The sequence below is a fragment of the Hydrogenophaga sp. T2 genome (assembly GCF_049843535.1).
In the GTDB taxonomy this organism is placed as follows: Bacteria; Pseudomonadota; Gammaproteobacteria; order Burkholderiales; family Burkholderiaceae_C; genus Hydrogenophaga; species Hydrogenophaga crocea.
The window spans coordinates 416,441-440,400 of the sequence record NZ_JBBHZJ010000002.1 but is presented as its reverse complement, the minus strand read 5'-3'; the positions used below and the strand labels follow the sequence as shown (position 1 = coordinate 440,400).

Annotated in this window: 26 protein-coding genes; 7 read left to right on the top strand and 19 right to left on the bottom strand. The window is 69.3% G+C overall.

From position 1 onward, the window contains the following. Window positions 1-80: 80 nt before the first annotated feature. The 3 genes from WDZ95_RS05735 to WDZ95_RS05725 are packed head-to-tail and all read left to right on the top strand — an operon-like array spanning window position 81 to window position 3,619. Complete coding sequence (locus tag WDZ95_RS05735) at window positions 81-2,735, top strand: PAS domain-containing protein (RefSeq protein WP_425776848.1); 2,655 nt, start codon at window positions 81-83, stop codon at window positions 2,733-2,735. Then, window positions 2,732-3,166 (top strand): response regulator, encoded by a 435-nt coding sequence (locus WDZ95_RS05730; protein WP_166230119.1) that lies wholly within the window; start codon window positions 2,732-2,734, stop codon window positions 3,164-3,166. Before WDZ95_RS05735 ends, WDZ95_RS05730 begins: the two co-directional genes overlap by 4 nt. Before the next feature lie 18 nt (window positions 3,167-3,184). Beyond that, window positions 3,185-3,619, top strand: a complete 435-nt coding sequence (locus WDZ95_RS05725) for a universal stress protein (RefSeq protein WP_425776846.1) — start codon at window positions 3,185-3,187, stop codon at window positions 3,617-3,619. A gap of 34 nt (window positions 3,620-3,653) precedes the next feature. Here WDZ95_RS05725 and WDZ95_RS05720 read toward each other — a convergent pair whose 3' ends face one another. From WDZ95_RS05720 to WDZ95_RS05700, 5 genes are read right to left on the bottom strand one after another with little or no spacing between them, the layout of a single operon-like run. Then, the gene (locus WDZ95_RS05720; protein WP_425776844.1) at window positions 3,654-4,304 is read right to left on the bottom strand and encodes a tetratricopeptide repeat protein; all 651 of its coding nucleotides are present in this window, start codon (window positions 4,302-4,304) and stop codon (window positions 3,654-3,656) included. Beyond that, window positions 4,301-5,092 carry an SDR family oxidoreductase gene (locus WDZ95_RS05715; RefSeq protein ID WP_425776842.1) on the bottom strand — a complete coding sequence of 264 codons (792 nt, stop codon included), beginning with the start codon at window positions 5,090-5,092 and terminating at the stop codon, window positions 4,301-4,303. The genes WDZ95_RS05720 and WDZ95_RS05715 overlap by 4 nt, the downstream gene beginning before the upstream one ends. Continuing rightward, window positions 5,089-5,775 carry a TenA family transcriptional regulator gene (locus WDZ95_RS05710; RefSeq protein WP_425776840.1) on the bottom strand — a complete coding sequence of 229 codons (687 nt, stop codon included), beginning with the start codon at window positions 5,773-5,775 and terminating at the stop codon, window positions 5,089-5,091. The genes WDZ95_RS05715 and WDZ95_RS05710 overlap by 4 nt, the downstream gene beginning before the upstream one ends. 26 nt (window positions 5,776-5,801) lie before the next feature. Beyond that, the gene (locus WDZ95_RS05705; RefSeq protein ID WP_425776838.1) at window positions 5,802-7,268 is read right to left on the bottom strand and encodes an AMP-binding protein; all 1,467 of its coding nucleotides are present in this window, start codon (window positions 7,266-7,268) and stop codon (window positions 5,802-5,804) included. Next, window positions 7,265-7,888: a thermostable hemolysin gene (locus tag WDZ95_RS05700; protein WP_166230131.1), complete on the bottom strand. Its 624-nt coding sequence runs from the start codon at window positions 7,886-7,888 to the stop codon at window positions 7,265-7,267. The genes WDZ95_RS05705 and WDZ95_RS05700 overlap by 4 nt, the downstream gene beginning before the upstream one ends. Window positions 7,889-8,084: 196 nt before the next feature. Between WDZ95_RS05700 and WDZ95_RS05695 the strand changes: the two genes are divergently transcribed. After that, a complete protein-coding gene (locus tag WDZ95_RS05695; protein ID WP_425776836.1) occupies window positions 8,085-8,570 on the top strand; it encodes a hypothetical protein in 486 nt (161 codons plus the stop codon). An 85-nt stretch (window positions 8,571-8,655) separates the two neighbouring features. Here WDZ95_RS05695 and WDZ95_RS05690 read toward each other — a convergent pair whose 3' ends face one another. From WDZ95_RS05690 to WDZ95_RS05655, 8 genes are read right to left on the bottom strand one after another with little or no spacing between them, the layout of a single operon-like run. Beyond that, entirely contained in the window at window positions 8,656-10,926 is a 2,271-nt protein-coding gene (locus WDZ95_RS05690) for an ATP-binding protein (protein ID WP_425776834.1), read from the bottom strand. Continuing rightward, window positions 10,923-11,447, bottom strand: coding sequence for a molybdopterin-dependent oxidoreductase (locus WDZ95_RS05685; RefSeq protein WP_425776832.1), 525 nt, complete (start codon window positions 11,445-11,447; stop codon window positions 10,923-10,925). The genes WDZ95_RS05690 and WDZ95_RS05685 overlap by 4 nt, the downstream gene beginning before the upstream one ends. 29 nt (window positions 11,448-11,476) lie before the next feature. Further along, window positions 11,477-12,577 carry a protein-glutamate methylesterase/protein-glutamine glutaminase gene (locus WDZ95_RS05680; RefSeq protein ID WP_425776830.1) on the bottom strand — a complete coding sequence of 367 codons (1,101 nt, stop codon included), beginning with the start codon at window positions 12,575-12,577 and terminating at the stop codon, window positions 11,477-11,479. Window positions 12,578-12,601: 24 nt separating this feature from the next. After that, on the bottom strand, window positions 12,602-13,282 hold the full coding sequence (gene cheD, locus WDZ95_RS05675; RefSeq protein WP_425776828.1) for a chemoreceptor glutamine deamidase CheD: 681 nt from the start codon (window positions 13,280-13,282) through the stop codon (window positions 12,602-12,604). Then, window positions 13,279-14,202 (bottom strand): CheR family methyltransferase, encoded by a 924-nt coding sequence (locus WDZ95_RS05670; RefSeq protein ID WP_425776826.1) that lies wholly within the window; start codon window positions 14,200-14,202, stop codon window positions 13,279-13,281. The genes cheD and WDZ95_RS05670 overlap by 4 nt, the downstream gene beginning before the upstream one ends. A 2-nt stretch (window positions 14,203-14,204) precedes the next feature. Next, window positions 14,205-16,316 (bottom strand): chemotaxis protein CheA, encoded by a 2,112-nt coding sequence (locus WDZ95_RS05665; RefSeq protein ID WP_425776824.1) that lies wholly within the window; start codon window positions 16,314-16,316, stop codon window positions 14,205-14,207. A gap of 23 nt (window positions 16,317-16,339) precedes the next feature. After that, window positions 16,340-16,702 (bottom strand): response regulator, encoded by a 363-nt coding sequence (locus WDZ95_RS05660; RefSeq protein WP_166230147.1) that lies wholly within the window; start codon window positions 16,700-16,702, stop codon window positions 16,340-16,342. A 45-nt stretch (window positions 16,703-16,747) separates the two neighbouring features. Next, complete coding sequence (locus WDZ95_RS05655; protein ID WP_166230149.1) at window positions 16,748-17,194, bottom strand: hypothetical protein; 447 nt, start codon at window positions 17,192-17,194, stop codon at window positions 16,748-16,750. Between the two features lie 152 nt (window positions 17,195-17,346). Here WDZ95_RS05655 and WDZ95_RS05650 point away from each other — a divergent pair, with 152 nt between their 5' ends. The 3 genes from WDZ95_RS05650 to WDZ95_RS05640 all read left to right on the top strand — a co-directional run bounded on the left by WDZ95_RS05650 (window position 17,347) and on the right by WDZ95_RS05640 (window position 20,741). Then, complete coding sequence (locus WDZ95_RS05650) at window positions 17,347-18,486, top strand: ATP-binding response regulator (protein ID WP_166230151.1); 1,140 nt, start codon at window positions 17,347-17,349, stop codon at window positions 18,484-18,486. Continuing rightward, the gene (locus tag WDZ95_RS05645) at window positions 18,464-19,093 is read left to right on the top strand and encodes a response regulator (protein ID WP_166230153.1); all 630 of its coding nucleotides are present in this window, start codon (window positions 18,464-18,466) and stop codon (window positions 19,091-19,093) included. Before WDZ95_RS05650 ends, WDZ95_RS05645 begins: the two co-directional genes overlap by 23 nt. Window positions 19,094-19,322: 229 nt before the next feature. After that, a complete protein-coding gene (locus tag WDZ95_RS05640; protein ID WP_425776821.1) occupies window positions 19,323-20,741 on the top strand; it encodes an ATP-binding protein in 1,419 nt (472 codons plus the stop codon). Here WDZ95_RS05640 and WDZ95_RS05635 read toward each other — a convergent pair. The 6 genes from WDZ95_RS05635 to fliN all read right to left on the bottom strand — a co-directional run bounded on the left by WDZ95_RS05635 (window position 20,702) and on the right by fliN (window position 23,954). Then, window positions 20,702-21,199 carry an acyl-CoA thioesterase gene (locus WDZ95_RS05635; RefSeq protein ID WP_425776819.1) on the bottom strand — a complete coding sequence of 166 codons (498 nt, stop codon included), beginning with the start codon at window positions 21,197-21,199 and terminating at the stop codon, window positions 20,702-20,704. The two genes, WDZ95_RS05640 and WDZ95_RS05635, sit on opposite strands and share 40 nt — an antisense overlap. A 119-nt stretch (window positions 21,200-21,318) precedes the next feature. Further along, window positions 21,319-22,083, bottom strand: a complete 765-nt coding sequence (gene fliR / locus WDZ95_RS05630; protein ID WP_425776817.1) for a flagellar biosynthetic protein FliR — start codon at window positions 22,081-22,083, stop codon at window positions 21,319-21,321. A gap of 25 nt (window positions 22,084-22,108) precedes the next feature. Next, a complete protein-coding gene (gene fliQ / locus WDZ95_RS05625; RefSeq protein ID WP_166230161.1) occupies window positions 22,109-22,378 on the bottom strand; it encodes a flagellar biosynthesis protein FliQ in 270 nt (89 codons plus the stop codon). Window positions 22,379-22,386: 8 nt separating this feature from the next. After that, a complete protein-coding gene (gene fliP, locus WDZ95_RS05620) occupies window positions 22,387-23,169 on the bottom strand; it encodes a flagellar type III secretion system pore protein FliP (RefSeq protein ID WP_166230163.1) in 783 nt (260 codons plus the stop codon). Next, window positions 23,156-23,527, bottom strand: a complete 372-nt coding sequence (locus tag WDZ95_RS05615; RefSeq protein WP_425776814.1) for a FliO/MopB family protein — start codon at window positions 23,525-23,527, stop codon at window positions 23,156-23,158. Before WDZ95_RS05615 ends, fliP begins: the two co-directional genes overlap by 14 nt. 4 nt (window positions 23,528-23,531) lie before the next feature. Continuing rightward, the gene (gene fliN, locus WDZ95_RS05610; protein ID WP_166230167.1) at window positions 23,532-23,954 is read right to left on the bottom strand and encodes a flagellar motor switch protein FliN; all 423 of its coding nucleotides are present in this window, start codon (window positions 23,952-23,954) and stop codon (window positions 23,532-23,534) included. Between the last annotated feature and the right edge of the window lie 6 nt (window positions 23,955-23,960).

Sequence of the window (23,960 nt, the reverse complement as noted above, 5' to 3'; positions counted from 1 at the left end):
GGCAACGGCATGATCGAAACGACGCCATCAGGGGAGCTAGGGCTGCGGCGCCTGACCGCGGCCACGCGGGAGCGCGCGGCATGAGCCCGCGCGCCGACCGCTGGACGCCACCGGGCCGCTGGTGGCTGCCCGTGCTGTTCGGCCTCTTCGCGCTGGCGGCGACCGGCGTCAACTACCTCAGCGGTCTGCGCGACCTCGACGCCCAGGTGGAGCAGACCGAGTCGCGCCGCCTGTTCGAGCGCCTGGTGATGGAGCAGACGCGCATGCGACTGCAGAACCCCGACACGCCGCAGCCGCTGGTGCAGCAGGTGATCGATGGCCTGGCGCGTTACCAGGGCCTGGCCGAGGCGATGCTGGTGCGCGCCGACGGCATGGTGATCGCGGCGCTGGAGCGCGCCGACGCCGGCCGCCCGTTCGACGCGCTGCTGAACGCCCGGCCCGAGCTGGCCCACCTGCGCGACCTCGCGCGGGGCCCGGTGAGCGGCCCGACCCTGCCGGTGCTGGTGCAGCGGCGCGCCGGCACCGACGAACTGGTGGGCGTGGTGCCGTACCCCACGGGGTCGCGCCTGTTCACCGTGGTTGACCTCGGCGTGCCATTGGCCCAGCGACACGCCCAGCTGCGCCACGAGGTGCTGCGCGAATCGCTGCTCATGCTGGTGGTGGTGGCCGCGCTCGCGGTGCTGCTGCACCTGCTTTGGTTCCGCCGCGCGCAGCGCCTGTCGGCCACGCTCGCGGCGCTCGGCGAGGGCCGGCTCGACCACCGCACCGGCCTGCGCGGCCAGGACGAGCTCGGCCAGATCGGCGCCGAGGCCGACCGCATGGCCGAGCGTCTGCAGAAGCAGCAGCAGCAACTGCGGCACCTGCACGCGCTGGTCGACCGCTCGCCCGCGGTGGTGATCGAATGGGCCAACCGGCCCGGCTGGCCCATGACCTACCTGAGCCGCAACGTGGCCCAGTGGGGCTACGCGCCCGAGGAGCTGCTCAATGGCGCGATCGACTGGGACGACCTCGTGCACCCCGACGATGTGGCCCAGATGAACGCCGAGATCGCGGCCCACTGGGCCGCCGGGCGCAACGAGTACCGGCAGGAATACCGGCTGCGCCGCGCCGACGGTGGCTACGCCTGGGTCGACGACCGCACCTCGATCGCGCGCCGCGCCGATGGCGACATCGACAGCATCAGCGGCATCCTGCTCGACATCACGGCCCAGAAGCAGGCCCAGTTCGCGCTGCGCGAGCAAAGCGAGGTGCAGCGACTGTTCTACGACCTGCCCTTCATCGGCATGGGCATCTCGTCGCCCGGCAGCAAGCAGTGGCTGCAGGTGAACGACCGCCTGTGCGAGATCCTGGGCTACACGCGCGAGCACCTGATCAGCACCCCGTGGACCGCGTTCACGCCCCAGCCCGATCTGGACCGCAACCTCGAGCTGCTGCAGGCCATGATGGACGGCAAGACCGACCATTACATGATGCAGAAGCGCTTCGTGCGCGGCGACGGGCGCCTGGTGCACACGCTGCTGGACGTGCGCGCCGTGCGCGCGGCCGACGGTTCGCTGCAGCGCCTGTTCGCCACCGTGCAGGACATCACCGAGTCCCTGCAGTCCAGCGAGGCCTTGCGCGAGCAGAAGGCGCTGCTGGAGCAGGCCGAAGGCCTTGCGGGCCTGGGCAGCTGGCAGTACGACGCCAGGCAGCGCCTGGTGCTGTGGTCGAACCAGATGTTCCGCAACATCGGGCGCGACCCCGCGCTCGGGCCGCCGGCCACGCTCGCGGACTACCTGGACTGCCTGCACCCGGGCGACCGCGAGCGCATCGCCGACTTCATGCGCTCGGCCGGCAGCGGCGGCGGCGTGATGCACACCGAATTCCGCCGCCACCCCGAGCTCGGTCCCGAGCGCTGGTTCCGCGCCAGCCTCGAACACCACCGAACGCCCGAAGGCGGCTCGCGCTACTCGGGCACCTTGCTCGACATCACCGCACTCAAACGCGCGCAGATCGCGCTGCAGCAGACCAATGCCGAGCTCGAGCGTCGCGTGGCCGAACGCACCGAGCAGCTCAGCGTGGCCAACCGCGAACTCGAGGCCTTCACCTACACCGTGTCGCACGACCTGAAGGCGCCGCTGCGCGGCATCGACGGCTACAGCCAGTTGCTCGAAGAGGAGTACGGCCCCACACTCGACGACGACGCGCGCGGTTTCATCGTCCGCATCCGGCGGGGGGTGGGCCAGATGAGCGCGCTCATCAACGACCTGCTGGCCTATTCGCGCATGGAACGCCGCACGCTCGATCCGCAGACCATGAACCTGCACGCCACGGTGACGCGTGTGCTCGACGAGTTCGGCGCCGACCTCGAACGCAGCGGCGCGCGCGTGGCGGTGAACGTGCCGGACATCTCGCTCATGACCGACCGCGAAGGCCTGGCCGTGGTGCTGCGCAACCTCGTGGGCAACGCGCTCAAGTTCGCGCAGCCGGGCCAGCCGCCGCAGGTCGAGGTGGGGGCGCGGCGCGAAGGCGATCGCCACCTGGTGTGGGTGCGTGACCAGGGCGTGGGCTTCGACATGAAGTACCACGACCGCATCTTCGGCATCTTCCAGCGCCTGCAGCGCGCCGAGGACTACCCCGGCACCGGCGTGGGCCTGGCGCTGGTGGCCAAGGCCATGCAGCGCATGGGCGGCCGTGTGTGGGCCGAGAGCGAGCCCGGCCAGGGCGCCACGTTTTTCCTGGAGTTCCCGTCATGAGCTCACGACAGGTGCCGCTGCGGCCCATCCTGCTGGTCGAGGACAACCCGATGGACCTCGACCTCACGCTGCGTGCGTTCAGCAAGCGCAATTTCTCCAACGAGATCATCGTCGCGCGCGACGGCGAAGAGGCGCTGGCCTGGCTGCCGCGCTGGGCCGCGGGCGAGCCCATGCCGGCCGTGGTGCTGCTCGACATCAACCTGCCCCGCGCGAGCGGCCTGGAGGTGCTCAAGGCCTTCCGCGAGCACCCGCAGGCGCGGCACGTGCCGGTGGTGGTGCTCACGTCCTCGCGCGACGACCGCGACCTCAAGGCCGCGTACGACCTGGGCGTGAACTCCTACATCGAGAAGCCGGTCAGCTTCAACAAGTTCATCGAGGTCGCCGGGCACATCGAGCTGTACTGGTGCGTCTTCAACGAACGCCCTTACTGACCGCCACAGGAGTCCCCCATGCACAAGGTCCTGATCCCCATCGATGGTTCGCCCGAGGCGCTCGCGGCGGTGCACCACGTGCTGCAGCTCGTGGGCCAGGGCCTGCGGCTGCGTTGCGTGCTGGCCAATGTGCAGGAAAGCGCTTCGCTCTACGAGGTGGTGACCGCGCCCGACCCGGCCGTGCTGCAGCGCGTGGCCGACGGCGCGGGGCGGGACCTGCTCAAGCCCGCGCAGCAGCTGCTGGCCGCGGCCGGCGTGGCCTTCGAGCAGGAGGTGGTGCAGACCGGTGAGGTCGCGCAGGCCCTGCTCGACGTGGCCGAGCGCCACGGCGTGCACGCGATCGTGATGGGCGCGGGCGCCAGCGGCCTGAGCGATCGGGTGCTCGGCTCGGTCTCGCTCGACCTGGTGCGCGCGGCGCCGGTGCCCGTCACGGTGGTGCGGGCCCGGGGCTGAGGCGCGCGCCAGGGCACGCGCCACGGCACGCGCTTCAGCGCGCGCTGGCCAGCTTGGCCTGCAGGGCCTTGATCTCGTCGCGGCGGCCCGCGTCGGCCAGCGGGCGGCCGGGGCGCGCCGGGGCCGCCAGCGCGCGGTCCAGGTAGACCTTGGCCTGGTCGGCGCGGCCGGTGTCGGCGAGCAGTTCGGCGTAGAAGAAGTTGGGGTCGATGCCGTTGGGGTTGATCGCCAGCGCCTGCTTGAACAGCGCCTCGGCCTTGGCCTTGTCGCCGAAGCCGATGGGCCAGCCCGGCACCTTGTGGTACAGCACGCCCAGGCTCGCGTAGGCCGAGCCGTCGAGCGCCTTGCCGTCGATCTCGATCGCCTTCTCGTACAGCGCCTTGGCCTGCTTCACGAGCGAGAGCGCGCCCATGCCGCCGCGTTCGGCGGCCCAGGAGCTCACGATGATGCCTTCCCACACCAGCGGCTCGCTGCGGTCGGCGAAGGCCTGGCTGGCTTCGCGGGCCTTGGCGCTCAGGGTCTCGAAGCGCTTCTCACGCTCCTTGGGCGGCGCCTGGTAGCGGATGGTTTCCCAGTCGTGCTGCAGCGTGGACACGGCGTCGTCGACCGGGGCGGCATGGGCGGCGAACAGCGGCAGCGCCAGCGCGCAGGCCAGCAGCGGGGCAAAAAGGGTGTGGCGTTTCATGAGGTGCTTCCTTCGGAGGGCAGGGACAAGAGTGCGTCGCGGTGCTTGCGGAAGCCCGCGTCCATGAGCGGGCCCAGCACGCCGTTCAGGCGCACCGCGAGGCGTTCGGGAAAACCGATGTGGCGTTCGGCGGCGCCGCTGCGCAGCAGCCCGATCAGCGCCTGGGCCACCACCTCGGGCGGGTCGCTGTGCGTCTGCGTGGCGCGGTTGAAGGCCTCGCTGCGCGCGCTGTTGAACGCGGTGCGCGTGGCCCGGGGCGCGAGCCACTGCACGCCCACGGCGCTGCCGGCGAGTTCGCGCCGCAGCGCTTCGGCCAGCCGGTGCAGGCCGGCCTTGCTGGCGCCGTACACCGCCGAGCCCGGCACGCCGATGCGCCCGAGCGCCGAGCCCACGAACACGATGCGGGCCTGCGGCATCTGGCGCAGGTGCGGCAGCAGGGCGCGCGTGAGCGCGATCGGCGACCACAGGTTGAGCTGCAGCACGCGCGCGACCTCGGCCGGGTCGAGCTCGTCGAAGGCGCCGAAGGCGGGCACGCCCGCGGCGTGCACCAGGGTGTCGGCGCCCCAGGCCGTGGCCGAACGCGCCACGCGGTCGATGTCTTCGGGCCGCGACAGGTCGCCCTGCACCCAGACCTGCGGCTGGTCGGGTGCGTCGGACGCGGTGAAGTCGGCGGGCGATCGCGACACGCCCATGGTGGCGGCGCCGCTGCGGCGCAGCGCGCGCAGCATGGCGCGGCCGATGCCGCCGGTGGCGCCGGTGAGCAGAACCCGCGAGCCGGTCGGCATCATGCGGTCGCCTCGGCGGTGGCGCCGGCCTGGGGCTGGGGCATCGGCAGGCTGGCGAACACGTTGGCGTAGAGCCCGTAGAACATGCGCGCCGCGTGCACGATGGCCTGCTGGTCCTTCGGGTCGGCGATCTGGTCCATCAGCAGCGCGAAGTGCGCGGTGTGCTCCTGGTCGAGCGTGCCGTGCGAGCGCAGGTAGGAGAAGCCGCTGTCGGGCAGGTTCAGCGGGCGCTGGATGGCGTCGGCCGCGAGCAGCGCGAGCGAGACGCTGGTGCCTTCGAGCACATGCACCATGCCGAAGAAGCCCAGCGGGTTGCCGCGCTGCACGGTGTCGTAGGCGTAGGCCACCATGAGTTCGGTGGCGGCCGACGGCCGGCCGTGGCGCACGGCCTCGGCGTCGCCGCCGCAGGCCGCGATGTCGTTGAGGATCCACTCGTCGTGGCCGGCCTCTTCCTCGATGTACTCGTCGAGCGCCGCGTCGAGCCAGCGGTGGTGCTCGGGCAGTGCGGCCTTCATGGCCTTGAGCAGGGGCACCGTGTGCCGCACGTGGTGGTAGGCCTCGCGGAGGAAGGCGAGGTAGCTCGGGACCGACACCTGGCCGCGCAGGGCGCCCTGGATGATCGGTGTCTGGAGCAGGCGCTGGCGCGCCGATTCGGTGTCGGAGACGAGGGTGGTGTGAAAGCTCATGGCGGGTCTCGGGTTCGGGTTCGGATTCAGGGGGCGGTGGCGGTGGCGGCGCCGCCGTCGGTGACGGGAGGCATCAGGTCCGGGCCGTAGCGCGCCTGCACGCGCTCGCGCACCGGGCGGCCGTTGGGGGTGAAGAGGCCGCTGGCGAGATCGCTGGCGAGCTCGCCGACGGTCCAGGCGCCGATGCGCGCGTAGTCGGGCAGCCGGGCGTTGACGCGCTCGACCGCGCTGGCAATCGCGGCCGCGGGCAGGCTGCCTGCCAGCGGCGTGGGCCAGATCACCGCGCTCAGGTGCACCCGGCCCTCCCCCATCACCACCGCCTGCGCGATCGCGGCTTCGCCGGCCAGCGTGGTCTCGACCCATTCGGGCGACACGTTGCGGCCGTAGGCGGTGATGAGCACGTTCTTGCGCCGGCCTTCGATGAACAGGAAGCCGTCGTCGTCGATGCGGCCCAGGTCGCCGCTGGGCCACCAGTCGGGGACCGGCGCGGTGTCACCCAGGTAGCCCAGGTGCAGGCTGCCGCGCACCTCGATCTCGCCCGAGGGCGAGATGCGCAGCTGCGCGTGCGGCAGGGCGCGGCCCGCGCTGCCGGCGCGCTCGGCCCCGGGCAGGTTCAGCGTCTGCACCGACGCGCCTTCGGACAGCCCATAGCCTTCGAACGCCGGCACGCCCAGCGCCTTCGCCTGGGCCAGCAGCGGCGCGCCCACGGCGGCGCCGCCCACGGCCACGAAGCGCAGGCCCGGGTGGGCGCGCTGGCCGGTCTGCGCCAGCCAGCCGCACCAGGCGCGCAGCATCTGCGGCAGCAGGATGACGCTCTGGACATCGAGCACGCGCAGGGCGCGGTCGAAGGTGGCGGGGTCGAAGCGCGACGAGCCGCTGAGGCCGACCCGGGCCGTGGGCAGGCTCACCAGCGTGGCGCCCTGTCGGCGCGCCGCCATCGAGCCGGCGACGTTTTCGAGCAGCACCGCGTAGGGCAGCACGCTCAGGTGGCGCTCGATGCCCAGCGGCCCCAGCGCCTGCACCAGGCCGTTGGCAATGGCGTCGAGCGCCTCGCGGCCCAGGCACACGCCCTTGGGCTGGCCGGTGGTGCCCGAGGTGAAGGTGATCTTGACGGTACCGGCCGGCATGGCGCGCGGCGTGGCCGGACGGTGCGCCATGCTCAGGGTCTCGCCCGCGACCTGCAGCGGGGCCCATGGCCACTGGGGCCACTGGGCGGCGAGCAGGGGGCTGGCGATGAGGGTGTCCACGCCGGCGGCGTCGAGCGCGTGCAAGGCCTGCTGGCTGGTGAAGAAGGGCGGCAGCGGCACATGCACCAGGCCGGCGTCGAGTGCGGCCTCGTCGAGCACCACGAAGGCCGGGCCGTTGTCGAGCAGGGTGGCGACCACGCGGGCGCCCGTGGTCGCCAGCGCCTGGCGCGCGCCCCGGACCTCGGCCTGCCAGCCGGCGGCGTCCCAGGTCTGGTGTTCACCCTGGATCAGGGGGGCGGGCGTCATGCGCGGCTCCGGCGTTGCATGGCCTGCAGCGCGAGCTGCAGCTGCCCGGCGTGCACCAGCGGGCGGTGGTCGTAGTAGCTGCCCCAGTCGGCCGCCTGCTCGCCCAGCCGTTCGGGGTCGGCCACGCCCAGGGCCAGCGGCGCCACGCCCAGTCTTACGAAGAGCTGGCGCAGCTCCTGCGTCAGGGTGCTGACGATCCAGTCGAAGCCTTCGCGCGCCAGCAGCATGGCCATCAGACCCACCAGTCGCCGGCCTTCGCCGGGCTGGATGGAGGCCAGGTGGCCCACCTCGGCGATGCGTGCGCGCGAGACCGGCGCGCCCGAGGCCATCTGCAGGTGGTGTTCGATGGGGTGTTCCAGGTAGCGTTCGAGGAACAGCGGCCCGCCGTCGGCGGCGCGGTAGCCGGCGGCGGCCACGAGCCGGTCCTGCGCGTCGCGCAGGGCAACGAGCACCGGCGCGAAGCCGCGCACCCGCGCGCCGAAGCGCTCCTGGAAGACCCCGTGGATGAAGGCCTCGACCTCGGCGCGGCGGGGGTCGTCGCGCAGCACCTCGCACAGGCGCGGGCCGTGGGCGGTGGGGCGGGGTGGGGCGGCGCAGGGCAGCGCGGCATGCGGTGGCATCGGATCTCCTGTTCGCCCGGGGGGCGGCACGTTGGGATGTGATGCTCTTGTGATGCCATTAACCGTTTCTTAAATGACGGTGCAACCGCCGATCGGCCGATTCGCGGAAATGACCTCAAGTTCGGCCCCAGTTCGACCGATAGCCTTGGGGAAGCCCAGGCCTCCCCGCCGGGGCACCCTATTTGGGGGTTTCACCATGATCCCGACCAGTCCAGCCCATTCCGTGTCGTGGACCGCCCCGGCGTCCCCGGCGGTGGTGCCCGTGCCTGCCGTCGTGGGCGTCGCGCCCGCGGCCGCCGCCGCGCGCGATCAGCAAGCCGGCCTCGAGCAGCGCCGCGGGCAACCGCGGCCGGTGCAAACGCGCGACGCCGCCGTCCCCACCGACACCGTCGACGCGGGCGCCAGTGCCAAAGAGGAACTGGCCGAGGAGCGCAGCCGGGCCCTGCGCAGCGAGCAGCAGGCGCAGCGCGCCCGCGAACAGGCGCAGATCCAGCAGGAAGCCATGGAGCACCTGCGCACGGCGCTGCGCAAGGTGTGGGACGCGAGCGGCGCGGTGGTGGACCGGGCGCTCGCGCGCGACGCCGAGGCCGCGAGTCAGCAGGCCTCGCGCGCTCGTTCGGTCGATGCCTATGGCGCGTCGACCGGAGCCGGCACGCCCACGAACCTCAGCAAGCGCGTTTGACGCGGGTGATTTGAACCCGCGCGCTTGAACCCGCGCGCTTGGACCGGCGCGCGCGAACGGGGCGCGCAATCAGCGCCCCGCCCCCTCAGGCGTCGATGAAGACCGCATTGCCGGTGAAGGCTGGCAGGGCCTTGACGGTGTCGTGCACGTCCCTGGTCAGCCGGCGGGCCAGGGTGCGCAGCTGCGCAAGATCGCCCTCTTGGCCCGCTTTCTCGATCTGGGTCGAGACCTCGACCAGCGCGCGCAGGCCCATCAGCATGCACGAGCCCTTGAGCCGGTGCGCCTGGTACACCACCGCGGCCACATCCTCCTCTGCGAGTGCCTTCTCGAGCAGGGGGGCGGTGCCATCGGGGGCCTTGAACAGCATGTCGAGCAGTTCGTCGTGCATGCCGGGCGGCATCATCGAGAAGAGCTGGTGGTGCATGTCGGCGTCGATGAGCTCGTTCGGGTGGCGCGAGGCCGGCTGCAACGGCGTCAGCGGCGCGGGCTGGGTGTCGGTCGATTCGCCGAACAGGCCGCAGCGGCGCAGGGCGCGGCGCAGGTCGGCTTCCTGCAGCGGCTTGGGGGCGAACTGCGTCACACCGGCTTCGGCCGCGAGCTGCCTCGTGTCGTTGACCACGTCGGCCGTGACCATGATGACCGGCACCTGGCCCGCGGCCCCAGGCAGCAGGCGGATCTCCTGCGTCGTGGCGATGCCGTCGAGCAGGGGCATGTGGTAGTCGAGCAGCACCGCGTCGAAGGTCTCGCGGTTGAGCAGTTGCAGCGCCTCGAAGCCGTTCTCGCAGAACACCGCTTCGTGGCCCATGCGTTCGATCAGCAGGTTCAGGTACTTGAGGTTGACCGGGTGGTCTTCGGCCACCAGCAGGCGCAGCCGGCGCGCCGGCGGGCGGCGGCGGTCGCGTTCCCAGGCGGCGTCGTCGAGCAGGGCGTCCTTGTCGACCGCGGGCGCGGCCGTGCGCGGCAGGCTGAGCGTGACCACGAAGATCGAGCCCTTGCCCGCGGTGCTGGTGACGCGGATGTCGCCGCCCATCATGCGGGCCAGCGTGCGCGAGATCTCCAGGCCCAGGCCGGTGCCGCCCACGCGGCGGCGCAGCGAGTTGTCGGCCTGGTAGAAGCGGGTGAAAAGCTGGCCGACGGTTTCTTCGTCCATGCCGATGCCGGTGTCCTGCACCGTCATGCGGATGCCGTCGGGCAGGCTGGCGTCGGCTTCGACGATGACGTCGATGCTGCCCTGGCGCGTGAACTTGACCGCGTTGTTGACCAGGTTGAGCAGGATCTGGCGCACGCGCGTGGGGTCGGCCATCACCCATTCGGGCAATTCGTGATCGCACACGCAGTTCATGGTCACGCCCTTCTCGAGCGCGAGCGGCTCGAGCAGGGTGGTGACCTCGTTGGCCGTCATCGCCAGGTTCATCGGCGCGGGCGAGAGCTTGAGCGTGCCCGATTCGATGGTGGACACGTCGAGGATGTCGTTGACCACACCGAGCAGGTGATGGGCCGAGTCGGACGCGGTCTGCACGTAGTCCTTCTGCTGGCTGGTCAGGCGCGTGTCCTCGAGCAGCTTGAGCATGCCCAGCACGCCCTGGAACGGCGTGCGGATCTCGTGGCTCATGTTGGCCAGGAACACGCTCTTGGCCTGGTTCGCGGCCTCGGCCTGGTCACGGGCGGCGGCGAGCTCGCGGCTGAGTTGCTGCAGGTTGGCGTACTGGCGCGTCTGCTGGCGGATGTGCCGCACCAGCACCGCCACGAACAGCAGCATGGCGGCCACCTGCACGCCGGCCAGCGCGATCAGCAACAGGCCTTGGCGGCGCAGCTGGGTGTTGCGCTCGTCCAGGTAGCGGGCCACCGCGCGGTTGGCCTCGCGCGTGAGTTCGGCCAGGCTCTGGCTGAGCTCGTGGGCCATGCCGTCGATCTTCTGCAGGGCCGCGCGGTTCTGGATGAGCCGGGCGCCATCGGCGAACAGCGGGTCGGCCTCGCTGCGGAAGGCGGCGATGGCCTGCATGGTGGGCTGGTAGCCGGTCCAGGCCTCGAGCAGGTCGCGGCGCGGAATGTCGCTGAGCAAGGTGATGCGGCTCAGGAAGATCTCGTAGCGTTCCTGCAGGTCCTCGGGCAGCACCTGGGTGTTGGGTTCGCCCGCCTCCATGATGGCGTGCTCGAGCCGGCTCAGCTCGCGCTCGAGCTGATAGGCCTGCCACATGATGGAGTCGACCTGGCGCGTGTCGGTGTCCTTGAGCAACTGCCACTGGCGCCACTCGATCAGGCCCAGCGGTGTCAGCGTGACCACAAGGATCGCGAGGATCGCCAGGGTCCAGGTGCGAGACCCCCAGGCCGCAATACCGCTCGGCTTGCTGTTCATTCGATGCTCATGCGCTTGAGTTGCCAGATCGAACGCTCATAGTACGTGGAGCTGCGCAACTCGGCCTTGCTGTCGAACGGATAGATGACAAACAGGGGACCCTTTTCACGCACGGGCATGGGCTGGTCGTTGAGCAGGCGCGCCACGATCACGCCGTGCGCCGCGGCGTCGGCCACGGGGATGCTGATGGTGTAGTCGTTGATCGCGCTGGCCTTGATGGTCTGGCCCTTGGCCTTGACGGCCGCGAGCACGTCGGACAGCAGCGGGCCGGTGAACTTCATGGGCTTGTCGAACCACGGCGTGCGCGTGGTGAAGCTCTGCTGCGGCAGCGCTTCGAGCATGGCCATGTCGAAGGCGGCGTCCTTGCCGCGGTTGGTCTGCTCGATCTGGCCGCTCACCGTGAGGATGACGCGCCCTTTGGGTTCGGGCAGGCCCTGGGCGGCGGCGGTCAGCGTCGAGAAGGCCAGCGCAAAGCCGAGGGCGAGCGCGCCACGGCGCGGCAGACGGGGATGCAGGGACATCGGGGTACTCCAGAAAGGGTGCGTTGGCATCAGATGCGGTGACGCACACCGGCCGGTGCGTTCGCCAGGCGGGCCAACACCGCCGGCGCAATCTGGTTGAGGGGCAGGACTTCGTGCGCCGCACCGTGCTGGATCGCCATGCGGGGCATGCCGAACACGACACAGCTCGCTTCGTCCTGGACGTAGTTGTAGCTGCCCGCGTCCTTCATCTCGCGCATGGCGCTGGCGCCGTCGGCGCCCATGCCGGTGAGCATGATGCCGATGGCGTTGGGCCCGATCACGCGGGCGGCGGACTTGAACAGCACCTCCACCGAAGGCCGGTGGCGGTTGACGGGTTCGGTGTCTTCGACCACAGCCACGTAGTTGGAGCCGCTGCGGTCGATGCGCAGGTGGTGCCCGCCGGGGGCAATGTAGGCATGGCCGGGCAGGATGCGCTCGCCGTCGCGGGCCTCGGCCACACGGATCTTGCACAGACCGTTGAGGCGGTTCGCGAAGCTGGTGGTGAAGCCGGGCGGCATGTGCTGGGTGATGACAATGGCGGGCGCGTCGGCGGGCATGGGCACCAGCACCTCGCGGATCGCTTCGGTGCCGCCGGTGGAGGCGCCGATGCAGATGATCTTCTCGGTCGATACGCGCGGCAAGGGGGCCGCGGGCCGGGTGTGAGAAACGGCCGCGGCAGGGTTCACGCCGGGGCTGGCCGCCGGCGCGGCGGCGGCCAGGCGCCGCACCTTGGCGGCCGCGGCCACGCGGATCTTGTCGGTGATGTCGCTGGCGAGTTCGTTGAGCCCCTGGCTCACGCCGATGCGCGGCTTGGCCACGAAATCGATCGCGCCCAATTCGAGCGCGCGCATGGTGATTTCGGCGCCTTGTTCGGTGAGGGTGGACACCATCACCACCGGCATGGGCCGCAGGCGCATGAGGCGCGAGAGGAACTCCAGGCCGTCCATGCGCGGCATCTCGACATCGAGCGTGATCACGTCGGGGTCGAGCTCGCGGATCATCTCGCGCGCGGCCAGCGGGTCGGCGGCCGCGCCCACGCATTGCATGTCGCTCTGGCGGTTGATGATCTCGGTGAGCAGGCTGCGCACCAGCGCCGAATCGTCCACCACCACCACTCGGGTCTTGGGCATGTTGTTCTCCTTGTCGTCGCGCCCTCAGAACAGGTCGATCGAGCCGCCCGCGGTGCTCGTGACCACGGTGGCGGCGCTGCCCTTGCGTTCCTGGGTTTCCAGCGTCTCGGGGTGCGAATGCGCCAGGCGCTTGACCATGGCCTTGCCCGTGGACGGGAAGAAGCAGACCTTGCGCGGATGGATGTCCAGCACGTCCTTGGAGACGACCGCGATGCGTTCGGTCTGCAGGTAGTCGAGCACGAAGCTCGTGTTGCGCTCGCCCACGTTCATGGTGGTGAAGCTGCTCATGACCTGGCCGCCGCCGAACACCTTGGCCTGCATGGTCTCGCGCCGCGCACCCTGTTTCATCAGTTCGTTGATCAGCAGTTCCATCGCGTAGGAGCCGTAGCGCCCGCCCGAGTCGCTGCCGCCTTCGGGCAGCATGAAGTGGTTCATGCCGCCCACGCGCACACGCGGGTCCCAGATGCAGGCCGCGATGCACGAGCCCAGCACGGTCTGGATCACGAGCGGGTCGGCGCTCACGTAGTACTCGCCCGGCAGCACCTTCACGGCATCGCTGCGGAAGTGCGGGTCGTAGAAGAAGAACGAGGCCTCGCCGGGCTTGGGCTTGCGCGCGCGGTACTCGGCCACGCGCGAGACCGTGCCCGGGTGCGGCGTCACCGGCAGAAGGGGCTTGTGCGGCGTCGGCACCGCGGCGGCGGTCATAGGCGCTCGTACACGGTCTTGCCACGCAGCTGGAACAGGCTGCGGGCGTCGCTGAAGTTTTCGGCGTGACCCACGAAGAGGGTGCCGCCCGGGCGCATCACGCGGTGGATGCGTTCGAGCACGGCGCGCTGGGTGCCGGCGTCGAAATAGATCATCACGTTGCGGCAGAAGACCACGTCGAAGGTGTCGCGCAACGGCAGCTCCTGCACCAGGTTCACGGGCAGGAAGCTCATGTGCTTCTGCAGCTCGGGCTTGACACGCATGTAGCCCGCGTTGGCGCCCTTGCCGCGCAGGAAGAAGCGCTGCAGCCGCTCGGCCGACAGGCCCTTGTTGCCGTCGACCTTGTAGACGCCGCGCTGCGCCGTGGCGAGTACCTTGGTGTCGATGTCGCTGTTGACGATCTCGTACTGCCCGTTGGCGCCCAGCACCTCGGCGCAGGTCATGGCGATGGAGTAGGGCTCCTCGCCGGTGGACGCGGCCGCGCACCAGATGCGCCAGGCATGGCCGGGCTTGCTGCGCAGCAGCTGGGCCAGGGCGTCGAAGTGGTGCGACTCGCGGAAGAAGGCCGTGAGGTTGGTGGTGAGCGCGTTGATGAACTCCTGCCACTCGGCGCCGTCGTGGCGCTCGAGCCAGTCGAGGTAGTCCTTGAAGCTCGCATGGCCGGTTTCGCGCAGGCGGCGCGAGACGCGGCTGTAGACCATGGCGTGCTTGCCGTCGTGCAGGCTGATGCCGGCCTTCTGGTAGATCAGCGCCTTGATGCGGCCGAAGTCGGCGTCCGACCAGACGAACTCGCGGCCTTCGGCCACCGGCCCGTCGTCGAGCGCCGGCCCGGAACCGGGAAACCCCGCGGAACCGGCTTTGCCGGGCCGCTGGTGTTGCCCCCTCGAGGGGGTCGCGCGAAGCGCGGCGGGGGTGTTCATGTTCAGTGCCGCGAGCGGCGCACCAGGGCAGAGGTGTCGAGGATCAGCGCCACCTTGCCATCGCCGAGGATGGTGGCGCCCGACACGTTGGGCACCTTGCGGTAGTTGCTCTCCAGGTTCTTGATCACCACCTGCTGCTGGCCGAGCAGTTCGTCGACCATCAGCGAAGCGCGCTGGCCGTCGGCTTCGACCACCACCATGATGGGGCTGGCGGCGTTGTGCTCGAAACGCGGCACCGAGAAGATCTGCTCGAGCTCGACCACCGGCATGAACTCGTCGCGCACCTTCACCACGCGGGCGCCGTGCGCCACGGTGTTGATGTCCTTGGGCTTGATCTGGAACGACTCGATCACGCTGGCCAGCGGCAGGATGTAGACCTCGTCGCTCACGCGCACCGACATGCCGTCCATGATGGCCAGCGTGAGCGGCAGCCGCACCGACACGCGCATGCCGTAGCCCTCGGCCGAGTCGATCTCGACCGTGCCGCCGAGCGCCGTGATGTTCTTCTTGACCACGTCCATGCCCACGCCACGGCCCGACACGTCGGTGACCTGTTCGGCGGTGGAGAAGCCGGGCGCGAAGATCAGGTTCCAGACCTCCGGGTCGCTGAGCGTGTCGGGGGCGTCGATGCCCTTTTCGCGCGCCTTCTGGAGCAGCTTCTCGCGCGACAGGCCCTTGCCGTCGTCGCGCACCTCGATGAGGATGCTGCCGCCCTGGTGCGTGGCCGACAGCGTGATCGTGCCGGTCTCGCTCTTGCCCTTGGCGCGGCGCTCCTCGGGCATCTCGATGCCGTGGTCGCAGCTGTTGCGGATCAGGTGGGTCAGCGGGTCGGTGATCTTCTCGACCAGGCCCTTGTCGAGTTCGGTCGATTCGCCCTGCGTCACCAGGTCGACCTTCTTGCCGAGCTTGGCCGCGAGGTCGCGCAGCATGCGCGGGAAGCGGTTGAACACCACCGACATGGGGATCATGCGGATCGACATCACGGCTTCCTGCAGGTCGCGCGTGTTGCGGTCCAGATCGGCCAGGCCCGCGAGCAGCGGGTGGCTGGCGGTGTTGTCGAGTTCGCGGCTCTTTTGCGCCAGCATGGCCTGGGTGATCACGAGCTCGCCCACCAGGTTGATGAGCTGGTCGACCTTGCTGACCGACACGCGCAGCGTGGTCGATTCGAGGCCGGCGCTGCTGTTGGCGGCGGCCGCCGCCTTGGGCTCGGCGCTGCGCGCGTCCTTGCGCGGCGCGGGCGCGGCGTCGGCGGCGGGCAGGCCGGGCGAGCCTTCGAAGAAGCCGTAGTCGCGGCCTTCGGTGGCCGGGGGCATGGGCACGCGGCCGTGCACCATGTCGCCGGCTTCGTGGATCTGGATCTGTTCCTTGCTCACGTGGAAGGTGAACAGGTCCAGCAGTTCGTTGTCGCTGGCCGCGGTGCGCGCGCGGAACACGCGCTTGCCCGGCTGGTCGCAGGGCAGGGCGCTCACCGTGCCCAGGCCCGGGATGTCGCGGAACAGCTCGGCGATGCCATCGGCCGTCGCGGGGTTGTCGATCGGGCCGATGTGGATGTCGATCTCGCGCTCGCCCTTGGCCAGGGGTTTGGCGGGCTCGCTCGGCGTCTCGGGCGCAGCGACGGGTGCGGCCGCGACCGGCGCGGGGGCGGCCACCGGCGCGGGCGCCGGGGCGCTGGCCACGGCGGCGGGTGCCTCCTGGCCCTGGGCCAGCGCGTAGATGCGGGCCACCAGGTTGCCGGTGTCGGGGCTGCTGCTGGCGCCGCCCTGGTGCACCGCGAGCTGGCCGCGCAGCGCGTCGCTCGATTCGAGCAGCACGTCGACCATGGCGGTGGTGGGTTTGAGTTCGTGGCGGCGCAGCTTGTCCAGCAGCGACTCGGCCTGGTGCGTGAGCTCGGCCACGTCGGCAAAGCCGAAGGTGGCGGCGCCGCCCTTGATCGAGTGGGCGCAGCGGAAGATCGCGTTGAGCTCTTCGTCTTCGGCCGCTTCCACGTCCAGCGCGAGCAGCATCTGCTCCATCTGGTCCAGGTTCTCGCCGGCCTCCTCGAAGAAGATCTGATAGAACTGGCTCAGGTCGATGTCGTTGCCGAGGTGCTGGCCCTCGCTCATCATGTCACCCATGTCTTGGCTCCTGGGGTTGCGGCTCAGCGGATCACCTTGTTGATCACCTCGATGAGGCGACCCGGGTCGAAAGGCTTCACGAGCCAGCCCGTGGCGCCCGCGGCGCGGCCGGCCTGCTTCATCGCGTCGCTCGACTCGGTGGTCAGGATGAGGATGGGGGTGGTCTTGAATTTGGGGTGCTCGCGCAGCTTGCGCGTCAGCCCCAGCCCGTCCAGGCGCGGCATGTTCTGGTCGGTCAGCACCAGGTCGATGCTGTGGTTCTGGGCCTTGTCCCAGGCGTCTTGGCCGTCCACCGCCTCCACCACGTGGAAGCCCGCTCCGGTGAGCGTGAACGACACCATTTTTCGCATGGATGCCGAATCGTCGACGGCTAGGATGGATCGCATGGGTTTCTCCGTACTTCGGGTGTTATCGGCACCGGGCGCGCGTTCTTAAAACAGTTCGATCGACCCGGCGTCCATTTCGCTCTGCGTCACGGGGCTGGGGCGTTCGGGGATGGGGTCGAGCTGCAGCGGCTCTTCGTCTTCTTCGGGCGCCATGGCCTGGTCGGCCAGGCGCCAGGCGCAGCCCTGCAGCACCTTGCCGGTGTGGGTCAGCAGCTGGGTCGCCATGTCGTGGAACTGCAACTCCGTGACGGCCTGGTGAAGGCTGTGGTGGATGCGCGTGAGCTCGCCCGCGCCGTGCACCGCCTCCAGGGCGGCCAGGTCGCGGTTGGCGTTGCCGAAGCGCTCCAGCAGGTTGCCCGTGGCGTGGTCGAGCAGGCCCTGCAGGCGCTGCAGGTCGGTCATGGCCATCAGCAGCGAATCCTGCAGATCGGCGACCAGGGCCACGGAGAGCGTGACCGATGGCTCATTCGGCAGCATTGGGGTGGGCTCCATGGCAACAGTTCGGTCAGATATACGGTTAGGGGGTACTAGAATTCTCGACAGCAGTCCCGTGGTGTATCGACCGAAAACCGCCAGAAATCAGGCGCTTTTGGTCGCCTGCGAAGACCCCTCGTCGGCTTCCTCCCCCCTCCTTCCGATCACCCATGACCGGCCCCGGTGCAGCGACCGAACAGCGCGTGGTGCGCATCCTTCACCTCGAGGACTCCCGGGTCGACCATGCCCTGGTGAAGTTCGCGCTGCAGCGCAGCCAGCTGGCCAACGAGATCACGCTGGTCGACACCCTGGAGGACTTCCGGCGCGAACTGCAGCAGGGGCGGCACGACATCGTGCTGGCCGACTACCACCTGCCCGGTTTCACCGGCATCGAGGCCTGGGAGGTCGCGCGCGAGCTCAAGATCCAGATCCCCTTCGTGGTGCTGTCGGGCGCCATCGGCGAGACCGCGGCCGTGGATGCCATGCACCGCGGCGTAAGTGACTACTTGCTCAAAGACAGCATGCACCGGCTCGCCCACGTGGTGCAGCGTGCGCTGGAGGTGAGCGAAACGCGGCGCGCCAAGGCCCGCGCCGACGCCGAACTGGCCGAGTCGCGCCAGCGCCTGGGCGAGCTCGCCGAGCACCTGCAGACCAGCATCGAGCGCGAACGCGCCGACATCGCGCGCGAGATCCACGACGACATCGGCGGCGCACTGGCGGCCGTGAAGCTCGACCTGTCGTGGGTGAGCCGCCGCGCCAGCGACCCCGAGGTGCAGCGCCACCTGAACAGCGCCATGGACATGCTGCAGCACGCCCTGGGCGCGAGCCAGCGCATCATGATGAACCTGCGCCCGCCCATCCTCGACCAGGGTCTGGTGGCCGCGGTGCAGTGGCTGGCCAGCGGCTTCGAGCGGCGCACCGGCCTGCGCGTGAACGTGCGCCGCTCGGCCGAGCGCATCGAGGTCTCGCGCGACGTGCAGCTCGTGGCCTACCGCACCGCGCAGGAGGCGCTCACCAACATCGGCAAACACGCGCAGGGCGCGTCGCAGGTGGACATCGACCTCAGCGACGGCGAGGGCGTGCTCACGCTGGAGGTGAGCGACAACGGCCCGGGCATGAGCACGGGCGCCCTGCGCAAGACCCAATCGTTCGGCCTGCTCGGCTTGCGCGAGCGCGCGGCCAAGGTCGGTGGCTGGCTCGACGTGAGCTCGTCGCCCCGCGGCACCTCCGTGATCCTGTCGGTGCCATTGCCGCGGGCCGCCGAGGTCCCCGCCCCCAAGGAAGCCCATGATCAAGGTGATTTTGTGTGATGACCACGCCGTGGTGCGCCGCGGCATCCGCGACACGATCAGTGAAGCGGTGGACATCCAGGTGGTCGGCGAGGCCGGCAGCTACCCCGAGTTGCGCGAGCTCATGCGCAAGGCCGTGTGCGATGTGCTCGTGCTCGACCTGAACATGCCCGGCCGCGGCGGCCTGGAGGTGCTGGCCGCGCTCAAGGAAGAGGGCTCGGTGGTGAAGGTGCTGGTGGTGTCCATGTACCCCGAGGACCAGTACGCCATCCGCTGCCTGCGCGCGGGCGCACGCGGCTACGTGAACAAGGCCGGCGACCCGGCCGAACTGGTGAACGCCATCCGTGTGGTGATGCAGGGCCGCAAGTACGTGACGGCCGAGGTCGCGCAGATGCTGGTGGACACCCTGAGCGCGCCCGAGACCGAGGAACTGCACGCCAGCCTGTCCGAGCGCGAACTGCAGACGCTGCAGAAGATCGCCTCGGGCCGCAAGCTGTCCGACATCGCCGAAGAGCTCATGCTCAGCCCCAAGACCGTGAGCGTGTACCGCGCGCGGGTGCTCGAGAAGCTGCACCTGTCGAACAACGCGGAACTGACGGTCTATGCCATCCGCAACGGGCTGGTCTGAGGCGGTCAGCGCTCTTGCTCGAAACATCAGGCTAAATACCCTACAGGGTTCTTTGGATCGCCTTTCACCGGCCCGCCGCGAACGCGGCGCGCAGGCCATTCTTCTGCGCTGATCGAAACATCATGCGCTGGCGCGCGCTGCACCCCGGATCGCGGGGTTTGCCCGGCCTGGCCAAACCTACACTGCGCCGCTCAGTGCCGGCGCAGCAGCCGGCCGCAGGAGGAACCCCATGTACTCGTTGCTGCCGGCTCTGGTCGCGGGGCTGTTCCTGGGCTATGGCTTTCACGTCATCGTCAGCAAGGGGTTCAATCGCGGGAGCGGCATTTTCTTTTTGCTGTGTCTGACCACTTTCCTGTGGCAGGCGGCGTGGGCCGTTCTATACCAGACACGCGATCCCGCCACGGCCGACCTGCTCGTGCGCCTGGGTTACATGCCCATTCTGTTCCTGCCGACCTGTTACTACCACTTCATCGTAGAGACGGCCAAGCGCAGGGGCGATTTGTGGTGGGTCCGGCTGTCGTATGTGCCTGCGTTCGCGCTACTCATTGTCAATGCCAGCAGTGGCCTCTTCGTTGAGGGGCACTACACCTACTTCTTCGGCTATTACCCCAAGGCCGGTCCATTGCACGGTCTCCATGTGCTGCAAACGGTGGCCGTTGGCCTGCGCAGCTTCTGGGTTTCTTGGCAGGCAGGCTGTGATGCACCCAGGGAGCAGAGGACACGATTCAAGCTGTGTGCGGCCAGCCTCGTGGGTTACTTCTTCGCTGCCGGTGACTACTTGTGCAACTACGGCTTCAGCTTCTACCCACCCGGGGTCATCTTCATTGCGATCAGCCTCGGCTTGATCGTGCTCGCGGTCACTCGGCACCAGCTCATGAATCCGGTGGCGGTGGCCGCCTCGGTGGTGCACGAAATGCGCACGCCGTTGGCCAGCATCCGCATGCAGGCGGAAGCCCTGGCCCAATGGTTGCCGGAACTTGACCGGGGCTACCGCATGGCTGTCGACGAAGGTCTCCTCATGAGGCCTTTTGCTGCCCCCGATCTTGGGCGCCTGTGCGCAGCCGCGCGCGCCATTGCCCGCCATATCGACCGTTCCAACCTGGTTATCGATCTCACCTTGGCCGCAGCGCGCATGGAGCGGATCGATCGCAGTGGTTTTACGCGCTGCTCCATGCGGGCTTGCGTGCGCGAAGCCATCGACAGCTACCCATTCCGGGGCGGAGAGCGTGAAAAGCTCAAGGTCGAGACCGACAAGGACTTCGAGTTCGTGGGGTCCGAGCCGTTGATGGTCTATGTGCTCTTCAACCTGTTCAAGAACGCCTTGTACGCCATGCACGTTGCCGGCAAGGGCGACATCCAGGTGACGATGGAACGGCCTGTCGGTGGCTCGGTGCTGGTGGTGCGTGACACTGCCACGGGCATCCGGAATGACGACATGGGACGCATCTTCGAAAGCTTCTTCACCACGAAATCCACGCAGGGTGTCGGGCTTGGCCTTGCGTTCTGCCGCCGCGTGGTCGAGTCCTTCGGCGGCAGCATGGCCTGCGAATCGGTGGAGGGCGAGTACACCGCATTCAGCATGCGCTTCCCCACCCCCCCGATCAGGACTCAGCAAAGCGTGACGGTTCCGCTGACATCCAATGCGTGATCGCGCACATGGCGCAACACGCACTCGGGCAGCCGCTGGATGCGTTTGTCTGGACCGGCATAGACGATCTGCTGGTAGCCCGTGGCGACGTTCCGGCCCTCCACGGCAAACCGAAACTCGATGTAGAACGAACACTGGCGCACATCGAAGCTGTTCAGTTCGCAGTCGACGCGCTGAAACGGAAAGGTCTCATGCACGTACTCAAGATGGGCGCGCTTGGTGATGAACACGCCGAGCGAGCGCCGAGCCTCTGCAGACACGCTCTCGTGCAGCCAGCGTTCACGGCAGATGCCTTGCCATTCAAAGTACCGCGCAAAGTACGTGTTTGCATAGGCATTCGAATCCTTCAGGTAGATGTCGATGCTGTGCAGGAAGGTTTTGATGGCGCGGCGCGCCGGGGTGGGTGCAGGCAGGCTGTGGCGAACGGACTCGGGCAGGTCGATGAGGTGGGACAACATGGAAGGCTCCTGTTTCATGGCGTTGAGGCTTTGGGCAAAGCCGCAGGCCCGGAATGGACCTGCACAGGCCAATCTAGTGAAGCGCAGCGCGTGTACCCACCCCCCGGCGTCGTTGGTGATCAGCCGGTGAACATCGCCGTGGCCACGCGCAGCAGCGCGGCGATCGGCGTGTCCAGCATGGGCAGCGTGAAGGCGATGCCCAGCAGCCCGGCCGACAGGGTGACCGGAAAGCCGATGGCGAAGGCGTTCATCTGCGGCGCGATGCGCGAGACGATGCCCAGCACGGTGTTGATGAAGATCAGCATGCCGATCAGCGGCAGTGCGATCCACAGCCCGTAGCGGAACACCACCGCGCCGAGTTCGTGCAGGCGCATGGTGTTGACGGCGTCGAGCGCGCCGCCGCCCAGGGGGAAGGTGTTGAAGCTGGCCACCACGGCCTGCAGCAGCATGAGGTGGCCGCCCATGACCACGAACAGCAGCATGGTGGTGTTGCCGAAGAAGCGGCCCACGGTGCTGGTCTGGGCGCCCGTGGTGGGGTCGAAGAAGCCTGCGAAGTTCAGGCCCATCTGCAGGCCCACGAGTTCGCCCGCCAGTTCCACCGCGGCGAACACGATGCGCACCGCCAGGCCGATGGACACGCCGATCAGCAGCTGCTGCATCAGCACCTCGAGTGCGCGCGGGTCGGCGAGCGCGACCACGGGCTGATCGCCCAGCGTGGCCTGCGCGCAGACCGCGATCAGGAAGGCCAGTGCCACGCGCGTGCGCAGCGGCACCGAGCGCGCCGAGAAGATGGGCGCACTGGAGAACACCGCGAGCACGCGGATGAAGGGCCAGAACACCGGCGACACCCAGGCCATGAGCTGGGCTTCGGTGAACGTGACCATGCTCGAACCGTCCGCGGGCCTGCGCTCAGACGGCGTACTGCGGGATCGACAGCAGCGTGCTGCGGATGAACTCGACCAGGGTGGTGAGCATCCACGGCCCGGCGATGGCGAACACCGCGATGGCGGCCACCAGCTTGGGCACGAAGGCCAGCGTCTGTTCGTGGATCTGCGTGATGGCCTGGAACAGGCTGATCACCAGACCCACGCCGAGCACGGTGAGCAGCACCGGCGCGGCCACGCTGAGCAGCAGGAACAGCGCGTTCTGGCCGAAGGTGAGAGCGGCTTGGGGTTCCATGGTCTTGCCTATTGCGCGAAGGATGCGGCCAACGAGCCGATGAGGATGTTCCAGCCGTCCGCGAGCACGAACAGCATGAGCTTGAAGGGCAGGGCGACCAGCACCGGCGACAGCATCATCATGCCGAGCGACATCAGCACGCTGGCCACCACCATGTCGATGACCAGGAAGGGGATGAAGATCATGAAGCCGATCTGGAACGCGGTCTTGAGCTCGCTGGTGACGAAGGCCGGCACGATCACGCGCAGCGGCGCGTTCTCGGCCTTCACGTCGGCAGGCAGCTTGGCCAGGCGGGCGAAGAGTTCGAAGTCGGACTGGCGCGTCTGCTTGAGCATGAAGGCGCGCATGGGCGCTTCGCCGCGCTGCAGCGCCTGCTCGAAGGTGATCTGGTTGCGCGAGTAGGGCGCGTAGGCGTTGTCGTAGACCTGGTCGAGCGTGGGGCCCATGACGAACAGCGTGAGGAACAGCGACAGGCCCACGATGACCTGGTTGGGCGGGGCCGATTGCGTGCCCAGGGCCTGGCGCATGAGCGAGAGCACGATGACGATGCGCGTGAAGCCCGTCATCAGCAGCAGCACCGCGGGCAGGAAGGACAGCGCGGTGAAGAACAGCAGGGTCTGGATCGGCACCGAATAGCTGTTGCCCCCGGCGCCCTGGCCCACCACCAGCGGCAGCGAGGGGCCTTGCGGCGTGGGCACGGGCGCGCCTTGCGCCCACACGCCCAGCGAGAGCAGGGCCAGCGCGAGAAAGAGCGCGAGCGTGCGCAGGATCAGCACGTCAACGCGGCGCATCGCCAGGGCCCTTGTTGACCAGTTGTTGCGCCAGCCGCGCGGCAAAGCCCGCGGGGGCTGCGGGCGCAGCGGCGGCGCCCTCGGGCAGCGGCATGTGATGCAGCGCGGTGATGCTGCCCGGCGCCACGCCGAGCACCAGGCACACGGCGTCCTCGCCCTGGCCGACCTGCAGGGTCACCACGCGCTGCTGCGGGCCGAGCGCCTGGCTCGCGAGCAGCCTGAGCGCGGGGCCTTGCTGGCCCGGCACGCCGGGCAGGCCGGCCAAGCCGGGCATGCGGCCGCGCGCCCATTTGAGCGCCCAGGCGATGCCCACCATCAGCGCCAGCAGCACCAGCGCCGGCCAAGCGTTCTGCCACATGGGTTTACTTCCGGCTCAGGCGTTTCATGCGCTCGGACGGCGTCACGATGTCCGTGAGGCGGATGCCGAACTTGTCGTTGACCACCACCACCTCGCCCTGGGCGATCAGGTAGCCGTTGACCAGCACGTCCATGGGCTCGCCCGCGAGCGCGTCGAGCTCCACGATCGAGCCCTGCGCGAGCTGCAGGATGTACTTGATCGGCACGCGCGTGCGGCCCAGCTCCACCGAGAGCTGCACCGGGATGTCCAGCACCATCTGGATGTCCTGCATCGCGGCATTGCCCGCGGCCGCGGCGGCGGCGGCCTTCACGGGCGTGTGCTCGGCATCGAAGGCGGGGGCGCCATCGGCGGTGGCGGTGGCGGCCTGTTCCTCGAGGGCCTGGGCCCACTCGTCGGCGATGGCGTCCTGGTTCGGGGTGTCGGACATGGATGT